Source organism: Corynebacterium sp. HMSC078H07 (genome assembly GCF_001812805.1).
Classification (GTDB): Bacteria; Actinomycetota; Actinomycetes; order Mycobacteriales; family Mycobacteriaceae; genus Corynebacterium.
Genome location: NZ_KV810485.1, coordinates 69,975 through 86,462, shown reverse-complemented (window position 1 = coordinate 86,462; position 16,488 = coordinate 69,975). Strand labels below are relative to the sequence as shown.

Genomic DNA, 16,488 nt, shown 5'->3' with positions numbered 1-16,488 from the left:
ACACACTCGTGGCTGAAACAACCGACTGCGCCGCCATCGTTCTAGCGGCTGGCGCGGGCACCCGCATGAAATCCTCAACCCAGAAGACTTTGCATGAGATTGGCGGGCGGTCACTGCTCGGCCATGCACTCCATGCTGCAGCCGGGGTACACCCGGAGCACCTCGTGGTCGTCGTAGGCCACCAGCGTGACCAGGTCTCCCCCGCCGTCGAGTCCATTGCGGAGGAGCTTGACTGCGAGGTATCCCAGGCCGTCCAGGAAGAACAGAATGGTACCGGCCATGCTGTGCAGTGTGGCCTGAGCGCCCTGCCGGATTTCACCGGCACCGTTATCGTCACCAACGGTGACGTTCCGCTCCTGCGCCCGGAAACTCTCCGCGAGCTGCATGAGAGCCACACCAGCCAAGGCAATGCCGTGACTGTCCTGTCCATGACTCTGGAGGATCCGACCGGCTACGGTCGTGTCCTGCGCGCTGAGGATGACTCCGTGACCGCCATCGTGGAACAGAAGGATGCCTCCGAGGAGCAGCGCGCGGTGCGCGAGGTGAACTCTGGAGTGTTCGCGTTTGATGGCGCCGTGCTTCGCGACGCCCTCACGAAGCTCAACTCCGACAACGCCCAGGGCGAGCTCTACATCACCGACGTGCTGGAGATTGCCCGTGAGGCCGGCCACCGCGTTGGTGCTCACGTGGCTAGTGATCCCGATGAACTTTCTGGTGTCAACGACCGCGTGCAGCTGGCCGCAGCTGGCCGCTTGCTCAACCGCCGCATGGTGGAAAAGGCCATGCGTGGCGGCGCCACCATCGTTGACCCGGAAACCACCTGGATTGGGGTAAACGTCACCATTGGCCAGGATGTCACCATCCACCCCAACACCCAGCTGTGGGGCGCGACCACCATCGCCGATGGCGCCGAAGTGGGCCCAGATACCACCCTGACGAACATGCAGGTTGGTGCCGGCGCAAGTGTCGTGCGCACGCACGGCTTTGACTCCGTTATTGGTACGGACGCCACGGTTGGTCCCTTCACCTACATCCGCCCCGGTGTCATCGTGGGCCAGGAGGGCAAGCTGGGCGGCTTCGTCGAGGCCAAGAAGGCACAGATCGGTCGTGGCACGAAGGTCCCGCACCTGACCTACATCGGTGATGCCACCGTCGGTGACTATTCCAACATCGGTGCTTCCTCTGTCTTCGTGAACTACGACGGCGTGAATAAGCACCACACCACCATTGGCAGCCACGTGCGTACGGGCTCCGACACCATGTTTATCGCTCCTGTCACCGTGGGTGACGGAGCCTACTCTGGGGCGGGTACAGTGATTAAGGACGACGTTCCCCCAGGAGCACTCGCCGTCTCTGGCGGCAAGCAGCGCAACATCGAGGGCTGGGTTCAGAAGAAGCGCCCGGGCACGCCAGCGGCTGAGGCCGCGGCACAGGCTCAGGACGCTCCGGCTGATGACCAGACCACTAACTAACAACACGTAAAGGGATATTTTCTGATGACTGGCAAGGTTACCGGCAGCAGCAAGAACATGAAGCTCTTCACCGGGCGTGCACACCCGGCGTTGGCAGAAGCTGTGGCCAAGGAGCTCAAGACTGAACTGGTTCCGACCACCGCCCGCGACTTCGCCAACGGCGAAATCTTCATCCGCTTCGAGGAGTCCGTACGTGGTGCCGACTGTTTCGTGATGCAGTCCCACTCCCAGCCGCTCAACAAGTGGCTTGTGGAGCAGCTCATCATGATTGATGCGCTCAAGCGCGGTTCCGCCAAGCGCATCACCGCTATCCTGCCGTTCTACCCTTATGCCCGCCAGGACAAGAAGCACCTTGGCCGCGAGCCCATTTCCGCACGCCTCGTTGCTGACTTGCTCGCTGCTGCTGGTGCTGACCGCATTGTGTCCGTGGACCTGCACACTGACCAGATTCAGGGCTTCTTCGACGGCCCGGTCGATCATATGCACGCCATGCCGATCCTGACTGACCACATCAAGAAGAACTACTCGCTGGATAACCTCGCGGTGGTCTCCCCCGATGCCGGCCGCGTCAAGGTGGCAGAGAAGTGGGCACACGAGCTGGGTGACGCTCCGCTGTCCTTCGTCCACAAGACCCGTTCCACCACCGAGGCCAACAAGACAGTCTCCAACCGCGTCGTGGGTGACGTGGAGGGCAAGGACTGCGTGCTTCTCGACGACATGATTGACACCGGCGGCACCATCGCCGGCGCGGTTCGCGTCCTCAAGGAAGCTGGCGCTAAGTCCGTCATCATTGCCTGCACCCACGGTGTCTTCTCCGATCCGGCCCGCGAGCGCCTCTCGCAGTGCGGCGCTGAGGAAGTCATCACCACCGATACCCTGCCGCAGTCCACCGAAGGCTGGGACAACCTCACGGTGCTGTCCATCGCTCCACTGCTGGCGCGCACCATTCACGAGATCTTCGAGAACGGTTCCGTGACCACGCTCTTCGAAACCCACTAAATTTGGTTTGGCGACAGCGCTGCTGTTAAAATCTTGTGCGTCTCGGCGAGGGAGAAATCCGTTATCGACGCGATAGCACAAGTTAAGCAGTGAATCTAGAATTAAGCCTGCGATGACTCGTCCAAGACGTCCATCGGCAGGCTTTTGTCGTATCTACACGGTCCTTCATCAGCCCTTGCCGCACAACGATACTTTAAGGAGATTTACTTATGGCTTCTGAGCGCCCCGTACTCAAAGGTGAAGTCCGCTCTGAGTTTGGCAAGGGCTTTGCTCGCCGCCTGCGCGCTGCAGGCAAGATCCCAGGCGTTGTCTACGGCCACGCCGTCGACGTTCTTCACTTCGCCGTTGACCGCCTGGAAATGACCGCACTGGTCCGTAACCACGGCGTCAACGCCGTGTTCGAGCTGGAGCTCGAGGGCGAGCAGCACCTGGTCATGGTCAAGCACATCGACCAGAACGTCCTGACCTTCGACATCGACCACATCGACCTGCTCTCCATTAAGCGTGGCGAGAAGGTTGAGGTTGAGGTTCCGCTTACCATCGAGGGCGAGCCGGCACCGGGCCTCATGTTCATCCAGGATGCAGACGTCCTCCTCGTCGAGTCCGACGTACTCAACATTCCGGAAGAGATCGTCGTGTCCATCGAGGGTCTCGAGGATGGCACCGTGGTTACCGCTGGCGAAATCACCCTGCCGGAGGGCACCACCCTCGCGGCCGAGGAAGACACCGTCATCGTCTCCATCTCCGAGCCGGAGGTTGATGAGGACCTCGAGGCTGCCGCTGAGGCTGCTGAAGACGGCGGCGCTGAGGCTGGCGCCGACTCCGCAGAAGACGCTGAGGCTTCCGCGGAGAAGGGCGACGAGGAGTAAATCCTCTTCCCTCCTTCCGCTTAACGCACCGCGCCTGCTTGCCCTGCTTATGGGGTGGCAGGCGCGGTTCGCCGTTTTCTCCCACCTGCTGTTTAGAATGGTCAGCGTGACTCATTCTTCTTTCCTCGTCGTGGGGCTAGGCAACCCTGGCCCGAAATACGCCGGTACCCGCCACAACATCGGCTTTGACGTGGCTGATGAACTAGCCCACGAGCTTTTCGCTTCTTTTTCCGTTCACAAGAAGACGAACACGGATATCGCCGAAGCACGGCGTGGGGACACCAAAGTAATCGTCGCGAAGCCGCGCAGCTTCATGAATCTCTCCGGCGGTCCCATCAAGGCCCTCGCGCAGTACTTCAACGTCTCCCCTGCACACATCATTGTGGTCCACGATGAACTTGAGCTGGACTTTGGCCAGATCACGTTGCGCCTCGGCGGCGGGGACCACGGCCACAATGGTCTGCGTTCGACGACGAAATCGTTGGGCACGAAGGACTACCAGCGTCTCTCCGTGGGTATTGGGCGCCCGCCTGGACGCATGGATCCTGCCGCCTTCGTGCTCAAGCCGTGGAGCAAGCAGGAGGCCCAGGAGGTTCCCATCATGTGCGCCGACGCGGTGGATGAGATTCTCCGCGCGTTAGACTAGCGGCTATGAAGCTCGCTACTCTCCGCACCAGTTTTGGCACCTGTGCCATCCGCATCGACGGCCCGAATGTGGGCACGGAGTTGGACTACGAGGACGTCGGCAAGCTGCTCGCTAGCCCGGACTGGCGCAAGGCGGCACAGCTGTCAGGAGAACCCGTCGTTTTTGACGCCGCCGACCTTGCCCCCGTCATTCCGAACCCGGGAAAGATCATCTGTGTGGGCGTGAATTACGCCAAACATGCGCGGGAAATGGGCCGCGAGCTTCCGACACAGCCCACGTTGTTCATCAAGTTTCCGGAGGCACTCACTGGCCCCTACGACGACGTGTACGTGCCCAACTTCGCCACGAAGAAGCTGGATTACGAAGGCGAGCTTGCCGTCGTCATTGGGCACCGCGCACACCGCGTGTCGGTGGCGGAGGCTCTGAACCACGTGGCGGGCTATGCCATCATGAACGACTACACGCTGCGCGATTATCAGCGCGCTACCTCGCAGTTTCACGCCGGCAAGTCCTTCTACCGCACCGCCGGATTCGGTCCGTGGCTCACCACTGCCGATGACTGGGCACCGGGGCGTGGCGCGCGGCTCATCACGACAGTTGACGGCGAGGTACGCCAAGACGACAACACCGATGACCTCATCTTCTCCGTGGCCGAGCTCATCGCCTTCTGTTCTTCCTTGTATCCACTCAACCCCGGTGATGTCATTGCCACCGGCACTCCGGAAGGCGTGGGATTCGCACGCGGTGCGGACGCGATGCTTGGCGACGGTTCCGTGACCCGCATTAGCATCGACGGTCTGGGCTCGATCGAGAACACCACGCGTTTTGGGGAACCGCCCACCAACCGCTGCGGTGAGGGATGCACCTGCGCTTCGGGCTAGACCTTTTATTTATTCTGCGAGCTACTCGACGTATCGCTACTGTAGGGAACCACATTTCCCCAACCTTTAAGGATAAGCCTTTTTATGACTCTTCTCTCCCGTGTCATTGCCGCTAGCATTGCAGTGTCTGCGTCTGCAGCACTGGCCGCCTGTTCTTCAGACAAGGAGGCAGACCCAGCTCCCGCAACGACTCCTCCCCCGATGGAGACCGTCACTGAAACGCCGGCAACGACGGTGGTCGAGCAGGACGACGATGACCGTGATGACCACGACGACCAGCAGGCAGAATCCGCCGACTCACTCACTGGTGACGATGCCTTGGCCGCCGCTTATGCCCATGCCGGTGTGGACGCCAGCACCGTCACGGACAAGGAAGTTGAACTCGATGACGGTGACGATGGCAAGGGCCCGCACTGGGAAATTGAGTTCACATCCAACGGCCAGGAGTATGAGTACGATGTCGACGCTGCCACTGGCGCGGTGCTCGAGCATGAGGTCGACTAGACTCCCTGCGTTTAGGTATTTTCCCAGCTAAAGGGTATATTTGAGGGTATGAGTTCAACAAAGAAGTCTCCCTCCAAACCCCCGAAGCTCGACAAGCAAGCTTATGAGGACGAGCTCAAGCGCCTCCAGGCTGAGCTCGTCGAAATGCAGCAATGGGTGGTTGAGACCGGCGCCCGCGTGGTCATCATCATGGAAGGCCGCGACGCCGCCGGTAAGGGCTCCGCTATCAAGCGTATTACGCAGTACCTCAATCCGCGTACCTGCCGTATTGAGGCACTGCCCAAGCCCACCGACCGTGAATCTGGGCAGTGGTACTTCCAGCGCTACATTGAAAAGCTTCCCACCGCAGGTGAGATCGTCATCTTCGACCGTTCCTGGTACAACCGTGCCGGTGTGGAACGCGTCATGGGTTTTTGCACCCAGCAGGAGTACGTCCGCTTCCTCCACCAGGCACCGCAGCTCGAGCACATGCTCATCGAGGATGGCATCATCCTGCTGAAGTACTGGTTCTCGGTGTCCGATGAAGAGCAGATCGCTCGTTTCAAGTCTCGCCGTAACGACCCGCTGCGCCGCTGGAAGCTCTCCCCCATGGACTTGCAGTCCATCACTCGGTGGGAGGACTACTCCCGGGCCAAGGATGAGATGTTCGTCCACACGGATACCCCATCCGCACCGTGGTACACCGTGGAGTCTGAGGACAAAAAGCGCTCACGTATCAACGTCATCAACCACATCCTCAAGACGGTTCCCTACCAGCACGTGGAGCAGGACGTACCTGAGATCCCGAACCGCCCCGAGCTCGAGGCTGAATACGTCCGTCCGCCGCGCAACGACTTTGCCTACGTTCCGGATGTCGCGGCTGACTTGGAGCGTGCCAAGGTCAACGGCGACGGCAAGAAGCAGGGCAAGAAAAAGAAGTCCAAGAAGGACAAAAAGAAGAAGTAGTACTTTCTGTATGTACTACCATGGCCGTCTATGAGCTTTTCCCGCACCGCGCGCGCCTTCCTGTCCTCGGTGCGTTTGGGTGACGCGCTGCTCGCAGGAGTCGCGGGGCTCGTAGCGGCCTTTTATTGTGCCTTGGCGTTTTCCTCTGCCGGAACGGTGGAAATTCTCCAGGCTCTCTTGTCGCTGCTGTTCATACCGCTTTTCTTAGTGTGGCGCTCGAGGCCAATCGTGAGCGCAACAGGCTTCTTAGTTCTTCTCCTGGCCTGGGCTGTCATATGGATGAGCCAGCTTCCTACTAATAGCGGCTTGACGCCTTGGGCATTAACCGCCCCGATGGCCGTGTATACCACCTCACGGTACATAAACCACAGGCTACTTCCTCGGGCGGTCCTCCTCATCACTGCGCTCGGTACCTTCATCTCCCCCTTCATGTGGCGGATCGATGCTGAGTCCTATCTTCTGCGCTATGAGGTTGACACACCCTTCCTTGCCATGGTTGTGGCTCACTGGACGGTACTAGGAAGCACATATTTCATTGCTGCCCGCTATTTCGACCGTGATCGCCAACGAGAAGTACTGGCCCGCGAGCGCTTCCACCAGGCACAAGAAGAAGAACGCCTCCTCATTGCGCGGGAGTTACACGATGTCCTCGCCCATTCCCTCACATTGATTAAGGTTCAGGCTAATGCAGGCATCGTTGCAGCGACTGCGGACTCCGGCGCGGCTGAAGAAGCACTTCTTTCTATCCGCGATAATGCGGATACCGCCCTGGGCGAGGTTCGCGGAATCGTCGCTGCCTTGCGCTCACCCGGTTCCACGGCTCTTGAGCCTGCTCAACAGCTTGAGCACATCGAAGGGATCCTCGAAGGCTTCCGTGCTGCAGGGCTAAAGGTGGACGCCAACCTCCCGCCTGAATACGCCGTTCCATCGTTGGTGCAGATGGCTTTGGTACGCATTATCACGGAAGGATTGACGAATGCTCTGCGCCATCAGGGCGTCGGCACGCGCGTCTTCGTTGAGCTTGTACTTGATGACGCCGCCACGCTCACCCTCACCTCCACCAATCCTCATCCCACACCAAGCAACGTCGCGGGAAGCGGCGTGGGCTTAGTCGGAGTGGCGGAACGAGCCCGTTCGCTCGGCGGTCGCCTCGACTATTCCGGCGATGCTCATTCCTTTTCCTTGCATGCACAGATACCGATGAAGGAGACCAAGGATGCAACCCAGCAGCTCTAGAATCCGCGTCTTATTGGCCGATGATCAAGCAATGCTGCTCTCAGCGTTGTCTACCATCCTCACTGCGCAAGAAGACATCGAGGTCGCGGCCACCGCGGCCACGGGGGCGGACGCCGTGACAGCAGCGCTGAGCCACCACATTGATGTGGCTATCCTCGACATTCGCATGCCCGGTATGGACGGCATTGCAGCGGCTCAGGCCATACTCGAACGCAAGCCCGAGTGCCGCATCATCATGCTCACCACATTCAATGATGAAGAGCTCGTGGCGCGATCCATCTCCGCTGGCGCCCACGGTTTCCTGCTGAAGGATGCCGACCCAGAGGTTCTTGTGATCGCCGTTCGCAACGTGGCGCAAGGAGAATCGGTGCTGGCCGCCGAGGTAACCGGCCCAGTGCTGGAAGCTTATCGCTCGGCGCTGACGCGCGAAAACCTCAGCGCCCAGGAACGCCAAGGACTCAGCCTCGTAACGCGCCGCGAGATGGAAGTGCTTTCGCTCATCGCGCGTGGTGCTACAAATGCGGAGATAGCCGCCGACATGGTCATCGCAGAAACCACGGTGAAAACTCACGTCTCCGCGCTCATGTCTAAACTCGCCGCACGTGACCGAGTGGCCCTCGTTCTCTTAGCGCAGCGTGCTGGGGTTGCCTAAGCTCCTACCACGGTAGGAGGTCTGCTCACTGAAGACCATCATGCAGGCGGATTACTTTATGATGCGCCCCGGCGATACTGCATTCTATGAATTGCGATATCTCTTTTGAGCACATCTCGAAATCTTTTGGTCGGCAACGAGTCCTCGATGATGTTTCCTTCCGCATCTCTCCGGGCCGCGTGCATGCACTGCTCGGGCGCAACGGGGCAGGAAAATCGACGCTCTTTTCCATCCTCTTAGGTCTCCTGCCGCCTGACTCGGGCTCCATCAACGTGGCGGGCCAACCTTGGAACCGCAATGTGCTTCGCCGTATTGGTGCCACTGTGAACGGGCCAGCTTTTTATGGTCATCTGTCTGTCACGGCGAATCTTCGCGTTCACGCTCGACTTCTGGGCCTTCCTGATTCCGAGATTGATCGGGTTCTCTCCATCGCTGGGCTCAGCGGCGTAGGCACTAAGAAGGCGAAATCCTTTTCCACCGGTATGAAGGCCCGCTTGGCTTTGGCACAAGCACTCCTCGGTGATCCAGAGATTCTTGTCCTTGATGAGCCTCAGAATGGCCTCGATCCCCAAGGCATCATGGAGTTGCGGGAGCTACTACAGCAACTGGCCGCGGCTGGGCACACCGTTATCGTAAGCTCCCACCAGCTTGGTGAAGTTTTGCATCTTGCACATGACATCACGGTCTTGGCCGAGGGCAGGATTCGATATTCCGGTTCCCTGCACGAGCTAGCACCCCGTGGCCAGTTGGAAGAGGAATTCTTCCGGCTTACCTCACCGGGCCATGCCTCCCAAGCACCTACCTCTCGGGAAGGGGAATCACGTGCCTAAGCACACCACAGCACCTCGCCCGAGTTACCTTTCGGCAGAACTACTACGCAGCCGCGGAAGTGCCCTACAGTGGTTGCCTTTGCTGGCGCTACCGCTGGTCATCATGACAATCATTTTCTCCTTAATGGCCTCAGCACGCACTGATGCCACGGGCGTCTTGGCTTGGCAATCCTTGTTTGTTACCGGCATGTATGCCCCTCTTACTGGGCTGTTCGCTGCCATTCCAGAACGCCGCGAGACCATCACTCGCAGCGGCGGAACGCAATGGAGAAACCTCAACCCGCGTCTCGAGAATGCTGCCCGCTTTATCGTTGTCATTGTCAGCCTTGCGGTCTTCCATATTCTGAACTTTGGTGTTTCCTGGTTCGTTGTCGCTGCCCAGGGGCGCGAGAATCATGAACTTATCCTCGTAGCTGGGCTCTACTCCTTCCTTGGCGCGCTTGGCATTGCTGGGCTTTCCGCAGCCTGTGCCCGTCGACTGGGCTTCGCATTAGCACTCGTGGCAGCGGTCCTGTGGCAAATAGTCAGCGTCCTTCCGAGCACTGTCGAAACAAGCAGGTGGTGGGCCTTTCCACCAGCATGGCCGCAACGGCTTCTTTTGCCCGCACTGCGTATTCATCAGAACTCGGTGCCTCTTGAGCCACACGACCCACTACTGACCAGCAGTCCGTTTCCAGCTCTCGTTTTGTGTGTCATCCTTGCCCTGCTTGGGTCATTAGCTGCGGTCTTCACGCCGCGTCGATACCGGCCAGTGTTCCCGCTGCGTTTCACCGTCGCACGGTCTACGGCGACGCGGACTAATGCCACCGTGGAAGAAGCCCAATCATGGAAACCAACGGAACATTCCCGTGCCGCAGCGCAGTCCTCGCCGTGGTCCACATTGTTGGGGCTGCACCACGCGGCTTTTAGCCCAGCGGTGTTATCTTGCCTGTTGCTCAGCGTTTCCACGCTCGGTTTTGTAGCTCTGCATCCCGCTAACTACGTCGAAGGTTTCTTTCACTTCTTTCTGCTTCCGGTCGGCGCAGGTATCTTGCCGGTCCTCGTTTGGCCCCGTGTAGCTGATTCATGGCCGTTGGTCCATATGGAAACACGGTTCGGCACATCCGGGATTCTCCTCTGGTTCCTGTGTGTCATCCTGGCGGTATGCGCTGCCGCTTACCTGGCCAGTGCGCTCGCAGGTGGCAATGTCGCTGCCCAGCTTTCGGCATTCCCCCTTGCAGTTGGGGTGGGCTTTGTCATCGCGGCTGTGTCACTCGTTTTGGTTATTCGCTTCGGCACCGTGAGCGCTATCGCCCTCACCATCGTAGGCACGATCGTCTCCGTCACCTTGGGCGGCGATATCTTGGCAGAAACCAGCCTCTGGCTCCTTGCCTTCCCTGCTTGGCCCTTAGTTGCGCACTCGCCTCTGCGCTACGCCATCGCCATGGCGCTGACCGCGGTGCTCTGTGTGGTTGCCGCGTTGCTCGCACGGCGTCTGCTCCACACACGTGCGCTGTCTCCCCGCTAAAACTGACGAATCTGACAAAAGCAGTCTAGATTTTTCGATCTTGGCCCGTACTTTTGGCAGATCGGGCAGTTGCGCGTTTGAAGCATCCTGGCAAAGCTAGGTCGCAGACCGAGCAGGACCCTAAAACAGCGAAACACCGCCCGCGCTGCATGGCGTGGGCGGTGTTCGTATTTCTAGCGTTTAGAGCTCAGAAACGTCAACGCGCTTCGGGTACACCACCGGGCGAGCACCGGCGATGTCCTCTACGATGCGGATGACCTGGTTGGAGTAGCCGAACTCGTTGTCGTACCAGACGTAGAGCACGAGGTGCTTGCCGGAGGCGATGGTCGCCAGACCATCCACGACACCAGCGTGGGTAGAGCCGACGAAGTCGGAGGACACAACCTCAGGGGAAGCAATGTAGGAAATCTGCTGGCGCAAGTCAGAGTGCAGAGAAACGTTGCGCAGGAAGTCGTTGACCTCGTCGCGGTCTACTTCCTTCTCCAGCTCCAGGTTGAGCACAGCCATGGACACGTCCGGGGTAGGAACGCGGATGGCGTTGCCGGTGAGCTTGCCCTCGAACTCCGGCAGGGCCTTGGACACGGCCTTGGCCGCACCGGTTTCGGTGAGGACCATGTTCAGGCCGGCTGCGCGGCCGCGGCGATCACCCTTGTGGAAGTTGTCGATGAGGTTCTGGTCATTGGTAAAGGAGTGCGCGGTTTCCACGTGGCCGTGAACCACACCGTAGCGGTCGTTGATGACCTTGAGAACCGGGGTAATGCCGTTGGTGGTGCAGGATGCGGCGGAGAGAATCTGGTCAGACTCCTCGATGTCACCCTGGTTGATGCCGTACACGATGTTCTTGAGGTCACCCTTGCCCGGGGCAGTCAGCAGCACGCGGGCCACACCCTTGGACTGCAGGTGCTGGGACAGACCGTCACGGTCGCGCCAGACGCCGGTGTTGTCGACGACGATAGCGTTGTCGATGCCGTACTGGGTGTAATCGATCTCTGCCGGGTTGTTGGCGTAGATCATCTGAATCTTGGTGCCGTTGGCCCAGATGACCTCATTCTCCTCATCCACGGCGATAGTGCCGTTGAAGGCACCGTGGACGGAATCGCGACGCAAGAGAGAGGCGCGCTTGAAGATGTCCATGTCACCCTTCTTGCGCACCACGATGGCACGCAGGCGCACGCCGCCGTAGGCAGCTTCGCGAGCGATGAGGATGCGGGCCAGCAGGCGGCCAATGCGACCAAAGCCGTAGAGCACAACGTCAGTGGATTCCTTGTCCACACCAGCACCGACGAGGTCTACCAGGGTCTCCTCGAGGTAGTTACGCAGATTATCGGAGCCAGACTCCTCAAAGCCCATGACCAGACGGCCCAGGTCAATGGAGGCGGTGCCCAGGTTCATCGTGCACAGTTCCTTGAGGATGGGCAGAGTCTCAGCGGTGGAGAGTTCACGCTCAGCAATGCGGCGGGCGTAACGGTGAGCCTTGATGATGTCAATATCGGTCATGCCGATAAGCATGCGGCCGTAAATGGAGGTCACGACGTTGTTGTTGCGGTGCAGCTGGTGGATGAGCGGGATCATCTCCTGGGCCAGCTCCAGACGTTCGTTCCAGTCCTCGTGCCCAATGTGCGCGTTTGCAGTCACGTGCTATGTATCCTTTACTTCTCAAAGAGGGGTGTATTTCTCTGTCCAACCGTAAATATTAACTGTTAAAGATGTCCGTTTGGGCATAGTTGCGTGAGGATCTGCGCCACACTACCCCCGCTCAATTTCTCCACGTCGGTGCCGACGAGACAGTACCCAACCTCCGCGTCATGGCGGGCGCGACGCGGTTTCAACAGCTCGTTGAGATACGGATACACCAAGGGCAGGTCGGGGTGGGTCCGGGTGTACTCCGTTTCGAGTCCCCGGGCATAGCGCCCGGAGAAGGCTCTCGTGGATACGGTAGACCCACCGCGCCGAAGCAATGCGCGGTTGTGCTCGCTCGTACCTGCTTCCTCGCTCAGCAAGAAAGCCGAGCCACAGCTGACCGCAACCACGCCAGGCCAGGAGAGAGCTTCAGCAACATCCTCAGCGGTGCGCACTCCTCCGGCAGCAATAAGCGGAAGGTCGGTGACGTGGTGGATGGCACCGACAAGTTCCGCCAGCGGGCGCTGATCTGGTTCAGCAGCCGGGTCCCACACGCCGCGGTGGCCACCTGCTTCCGGGCCCTGTACGCACAGCACGTCGACGCCCCGGCTGGCGGCAACGAGAGCTTCCTCCGGCGTGGTTACCGTGGTCCACGCTTCCGCGCCGACTGCGTGGATGCGCTGAACTTCGTCGTCGCTAAAAACACCGAACATGGACCACAGCACCGCTGCCCCACCGTCCAGCGCATTGGTGAGTTTCTCGTGCCAGCCGAAGGTCAGGGGGACGTCGTCAAGCACAGCGTCCTCTTCCGCCGCGAGAGATTCCGCCGCAGCCCGTTCGGTGGCGGTGAGCTCACGCTGTGGGGTAAAGAGGTTGACACCAAAGCGCGTGCCAGCGCAGGCATCAATAGCCTCCTGCGCCGCTTCAACAGACGCACTGCCCAGCCCTAATGCGCTGAAAGAACCGGCGGCTGTGGCCGCGCGAACCAGAGCCGGTGTGGTGGGCCCACCGGCCATCGGGGCAGGTAGAACCGGGCAAGTGATAGTCTCAAGAAGCTTACTCATGGCCCCAGAATATAGAACTTCCCAGAAGGGAGTAGTTGTGTCCTCCATCCGTGACTTCTTTGCCCGACTTTTCGGCAGCAGCGATGCCCCGTCACCGCAACCGGCTGTTGGGCTGGACCCCGCTGCGCTCAACGCTGAATGGCTCATCGTGGGCTTGGGCAATCCCGGCGCGAAGTATGCGGCGACGCGCCACAATGTGGGCTACATGGCCGTTGATGATCTCCTGGCTGAGGGAGGCGATGTCCTTGAGCCGGTGACGGGACACAAGCTCAGCGCCGCGCCCGTCGATGTGAACGGCACACAAGTTTTAGCCGTGCGCTCACACACCTACATGAATCTTTCTGGGGACCCGATTGCGCCCCTGGCTGCACAACTCGAGGTGCCGGCAGAACGTATTATTGTCATCCACGATGAGCTCGATTTGCCCGCCGGCAGCGTGCGCATCAAGAAGGGCGGCAATGAGAACGGACACAACGGTTTGAAGTCGCTGACTGAGCGCCTAGGAACCCGTGATTATCTGCGGGTACGCGTAGGCATTGGCCGCCCGCCCAAAGGTGGCTCGATTCCGGATTGGGTACTCGCGCCTGTCGACGCCTCCCCAGCCTTCGATAACTCTATCGCCACCGCTGCGGAAGCCGCGCGCCTCATCGTGGCCGAAGGAATGCCCAAGGCACAAAACGAGATCCATTCGCGAGGGAAGTAAACCCGCGCGCCCGCGTGGATCGCCCTAAACTAGCGGAGTATGAGCCACGCCTTGTCATCGAACCAGGATCCACGGACCATCGTCATTACCGGTGCCTCAGACGGAGTGGGGGCCTCCGCCGCCCGCATTCTGCACAAGCGCCGTCCACAGGACACGCTCGTACTCGTTGGGCGCAACCCGCAGAAAACACAGGCCGTGGCTGAAGACATCGATGCGCACTACCACGTGGCGGACTTCGAATCTTTGGGTCAGGTGCGTCGCCTGGCGGAGGAACTACGCCAGTACGAACACATCCATGCCTTGGGCAACAACGCCGGCGGAATTTTTGATGGCCCCTTTGCCACTGCCGATGGCTTTGAGCGCACCTGGCAGGTCAACGTGGTGGCCCCATTCCTGCTTACGTCCTTGTTGCGCGATATCTTGCGGGATAGCGATGCGACGGTGGTGCAGACTTCCTCTGTAGCAAACATGCTCATGTCCTCCTTTGATCCTGGTGACCCGAACACTTTTGAGAAGTTCACCGCGGAGCGCGCCTATGGCAATGCCAAGCTTGGCGATATTTTGCTTACCCGCTATTTCGACTCCCATGGTCTGACCGCCGTGGCTTTCCACCCAGGCGTGCTCAAGACGAATTTTGCGAAGACCTCGACGAGCACAACAAACGCGCTATATTCCAGCGTCCTGGGCAAGCGCTTTGGCACTGCGGATCAGGGTGGCGAGAACCTCGCTTTCTTCCTCACCGGCACCCCGGGCATCCATTTCGAGTCCGGTGAGTACTACAACAACAAGCGCAAGCCAGGACTGCGGCGCCCGATTGCAAAGAAGCTCTCGGTGGCGCGGCGCATCTTTGATGATTTAGGCCGCCAGCTCGATGTGGAGTGGTAGCACCCAGCGGCTAAACTAACCGGCATGAGTATTGCCTCCGAAGCTTCCCGCCGCCGCACATTCGCCGTCATCGCCCACCCGGATGCTGGTAAGTCCACGCTGACGGAGGCGCTGGCGCTGCATGCCCACGTCATTAATGAGGCCGGCGCGGTGCATGGCAAGGGTAACCGCAAGTCCACGGTGTCTGACTGGATGGAGATGGAAAAGGACCGCGGTATTTCCGTTGCGTCCTCGGCCCTGCAGTTTGAGTACGCCCCGGAGGGCCATGCGGGCGAGCCTTACATGATCAACCTCGTCGATACCCCGGGCCACGCGGACTTCTCAGAGGATACGTACCGCGTGCTCACGGCAGTGGATGCTGCTGTGATGCTTATCGACGCCGCCAAGGGCCTCGAGCCGCAGACCCTCAAGCTTTTCCGCGTGTGTAAGGCCCGTGGCCTGCCGATTGTCACGGTGATCAATAAGTGGGACCGCGTCGGCCGCGAACCGCTGGAGCTTGTCGACGAAATCGTCAACGAAATCCAGCTGCAGCCCACCCCGCTGTACTGGCCGGTCGGCATTGCCGGTGACTTCCGCGGTCTAGCCCACATTAATGATGATGGCGAGGCCGACGAGTACATCCACTTCCTGCGCACCGCAGGTGGCTCCACCATTGCTCCGGAAGAACATTACGCTCCTGACGCTGCCGCGGAGAAGGAAGAAGACGCCTGGGAAACGGCCGTTGAGGAAGCCGAATTGCTGGCTGCCGACGGCGCCCTGCACGACCAAGAGCTCTTTGAGCAGTGCGTGACTTCCCCGCTCATTTTCGCCTCCGCCATGCTGAACTTCGGCGTGCACCAAATCCTCGATACGCTGTGCGCCATTGCCCCGGCTCCGCGCTCGCGCGAGTCAGATCCTCAGGCCATTGAAGCTGCCGGCTCCGGTGGTGCAGCTGCCATCGATGAGGTCCGTGAGGTCACTGATGAATTCTCCGGCGTCATCTTCAAGGTGCAGGCAGGTATGGACCGCAAGCACCGCGATAACCTGGCTTTCATGCGCGTCGTCTCCGGTGAGTTTGAACGCGGTATGCAGGTCAACCACGCCCAGTCTGGACGCAGCTTCTCTACGAAATACGCCTTGACGGTCTTTGGCCGTACCCGCGATACCGTGGACTCCGCCTTCCCGGGTGACATCGTGGGCTTGGTCAACGCCGGTTCCTTGGCACCGGGTGACACCATTTATACGGGCAAGAAGGTCCAATTCAAGCCCATGCCGCAGTTCGCCCCTGAATCATTCCAGATTCTGCGTGCAAAGTCTTTGGGTGATTACAAAGCCTTCCGCAAGGGACTGGACCAGCTTGCGGCCGAGGGCGTTGTCCAAATCTTGCGCAACGATACCCGTGGTGACGCCGCCCCCGTCATGGCTGCCGTGGGCCCCATGCAGTTCGAAGTCATGCAGGCCCGCATGGAGGTCGAGTACAACGTGGAGACCGTCACCGAGCCCATCCCCTACTCCGTGGCGCGCCGCACCGACGCTGAGTCCGCACCAGAGCTGGGCCGCCAGCGCGGCGTAGAAATCTTCACCCGCACCGACGGCGAGCTCATCGCCCTCTTTGGCGATAAGTGGAAGCTGGCCTTCATTGAGAAGGAGCACCCGGAGCTCACCATCGAAACGCTCGTGGCGGACTAGATGTTCT

At 60.0% G+C, this 16,488-nt stretch carries 17 protein-coding genes; 14 read left to right on the top strand and 3 right to left on the bottom strand.

Going from position 1 to position 16,488, the window contains the following annotated elements:
* Positions 1-8 precede the first annotated feature (8 nt).
* From glmU to ppk2, 7 genes are all read left to right on the top strand, one after another.
* A complete protein-coding gene (glmU, locus tag HMPREF2875_RS07335; RefSeq protein ID WP_070671666.1) occupies positions 9-1,472 on the top strand; it encodes a bifunctional UDP-N-acetylglucosamine diphosphorylase/glucosamine-1-phosphate N-acetyltransferase GlmU in 1,464 nt (487 codons plus the stop codon).
* A 24-nt stretch (positions 1,473-1,496) separates the two neighbouring features.
* A complete protein-coding gene (locus HMPREF2875_RS07330; protein ID WP_070671664.1) occupies positions 1,497-2,471 on the top strand; it encodes a ribose-phosphate diphosphokinase in 975 nt (324 codons plus the stop codon).
* Positions 2,472-2,680: 209 nt separating this feature from the next.
* Complete coding sequence (locus HMPREF2875_RS07325; RefSeq protein ID WP_070671662.1) at positions 2,681-3,340, top strand: 50S ribosomal protein L25/general stress protein Ctc; 660 nt, start codon at positions 2,681-2,683, stop codon at positions 3,338-3,340.
* 106 nt (positions 3,341-3,446) lie between these two features.
* Positions 3,447-3,986, top strand: a complete 540-nt coding sequence (gene pth / locus HMPREF2875_RS07320) for an aminoacyl-tRNA hydrolase (protein WP_371327562.1) — start codon at positions 3,447-3,449, stop codon at positions 3,984-3,986.
* Positions 3,987-3,991: 5 nt separating this feature from the next.
* A complete protein-coding gene (locus HMPREF2875_RS07315) occupies positions 3,992-4,867 on the top strand; it encodes a fumarylacetoacetate hydrolase family protein (protein WP_070671658.1) in 876 nt (291 codons plus the stop codon).
* Positions 4,868-4,951: 84 nt separating this feature from the next.
* A complete protein-coding gene (locus tag HMPREF2875_RS07310) occupies positions 4,952-5,371 on the top strand; it encodes a PepSY domain-containing protein (protein ID WP_246817065.1) in 420 nt (139 codons plus the stop codon).
* Between the two features lie 48 nt (positions 5,372-5,419).
* Positions 5,420-6,316 (top strand): polyphosphate kinase 2, encoded by an 897-nt coding sequence (ppk2, locus tag HMPREF2875_RS07305; protein ID WP_070671656.1) that lies wholly within the window; start codon positions 5,420-5,422, stop codon positions 6,314-6,316.
* Between the two features lie 122 nt (positions 6,317-6,438).
* Here the strand turns inward: ppk2 and HMPREF2875_RS13975 are convergent, their stop codons facing one another.
* The gene (locus HMPREF2875_RS13975) at positions 6,439-6,678 is read right to left on the bottom strand and encodes a hypothetical protein (RefSeq protein ID WP_246817064.1); all 240 of its coding nucleotides are present in this window, start codon (positions 6,676-6,678) and stop codon (positions 6,439-6,441) included.
* Positions 6,679-6,745: 67 nt separating this feature from the next.
* Between HMPREF2875_RS13975 and HMPREF2875_RS07300 the strand changes: the two genes are divergently transcribed.
* From HMPREF2875_RS07300 to HMPREF2875_RS07285, 4 genes are all read left to right on the top strand, one after another.
* On the top strand, positions 6,746-7,552 hold the full coding sequence (locus tag HMPREF2875_RS07300) for a sensor histidine kinase (protein WP_246817063.1): 807 nt from the start codon (positions 6,746-6,748) through the stop codon (positions 7,550-7,552).
* Positions 7,533-8,204, top strand: coding sequence for a response regulator (locus tag HMPREF2875_RS07295; RefSeq protein WP_070671652.1), 672 nt, complete (start codon positions 7,533-7,535; stop codon positions 8,202-8,204). The genes HMPREF2875_RS07300 and HMPREF2875_RS07295 overlap by 20 nt, the downstream gene beginning before the upstream one ends.
* 86 nt (positions 8,205-8,290) lie before the next feature.
* A complete protein-coding gene (locus tag HMPREF2875_RS07290; RefSeq protein ID WP_070671649.1) occupies positions 8,291-9,034 on the top strand; it encodes an ATP-binding cassette domain-containing protein in 744 nt (247 codons plus the stop codon).
* 103 nt (positions 9,035-9,137) lie between these two features.
* Positions 9,138-10,541: an ABC-2 family transporter permease gene (locus tag HMPREF2875_RS07285; protein WP_246817062.1), complete on the top strand. Its 1,404-nt coding sequence runs from the start codon at positions 9,138-9,140 to the stop codon at positions 10,539-10,541.
* Positions 10,542-10,721: 180 nt separating this feature from the next.
* On the opposite strand, the gene HMPREF2875_RS07280 is transcribed toward HMPREF2875_RS07285, so the two are convergent.
* Positions 10,722-12,176: a glyceraldehyde-3-phosphate dehydrogenase gene (locus tag HMPREF2875_RS07280; protein WP_070671645.1), complete on the bottom strand. Its 1,455-nt coding sequence runs from the start codon at positions 12,174-12,176 to the stop codon at positions 10,722-10,724.
* Between the two features lie 65 nt (positions 12,177-12,241).
* On the bottom strand, positions 12,242-13,225 hold the full coding sequence (locus tag HMPREF2875_RS07275; protein ID WP_070671644.1) for an NAD(P)H-dependent flavin oxidoreductase: 984 nt from the start codon (positions 13,223-13,225) through the stop codon (positions 12,242-12,244).
* A gap of 37 nt (positions 13,226-13,262) precedes the next feature.
* On the opposite strand from HMPREF2875_RS07275, the gene pth (HMPREF2875_RS07270) reads away from it, so the two are divergent.
* From pth (HMPREF2875_RS07270) to HMPREF2875_RS07260, 3 genes are read left to right on the top strand one after another with little or no spacing between them, the layout of a single operon-like run.
* On the top strand, positions 13,263-13,928 hold the full coding sequence (gene pth / locus HMPREF2875_RS07270) for an aminoacyl-tRNA hydrolase (RefSeq protein ID WP_070671642.1): 666 nt from the start codon (positions 13,263-13,265) through the stop codon (positions 13,926-13,928).
* A gap of 39 nt (positions 13,929-13,967) precedes the next feature.
* Positions 13,968-14,813 carry an SDR family NAD(P)-dependent oxidoreductase gene (locus tag HMPREF2875_RS07265; protein WP_070671640.1) on the top strand — a complete coding sequence of 282 codons (846 nt, stop codon included), beginning with the start codon at positions 13,968-13,970 and terminating at the stop codon, positions 14,811-14,813.
* Positions 14,814-14,837: 24 nt separating this feature from the next.
* Positions 14,838-16,481 carry a peptide chain release factor 3 gene (locus HMPREF2875_RS07260; RefSeq protein WP_070671638.1) on the top strand — a complete coding sequence of 548 codons (1,644 nt, stop codon included), beginning with the start codon at positions 14,838-14,840 and terminating at the stop codon, positions 16,479-16,481.
* The last annotated feature ends 7 nt before the right edge of the window (positions 16,482-16,488 follow it).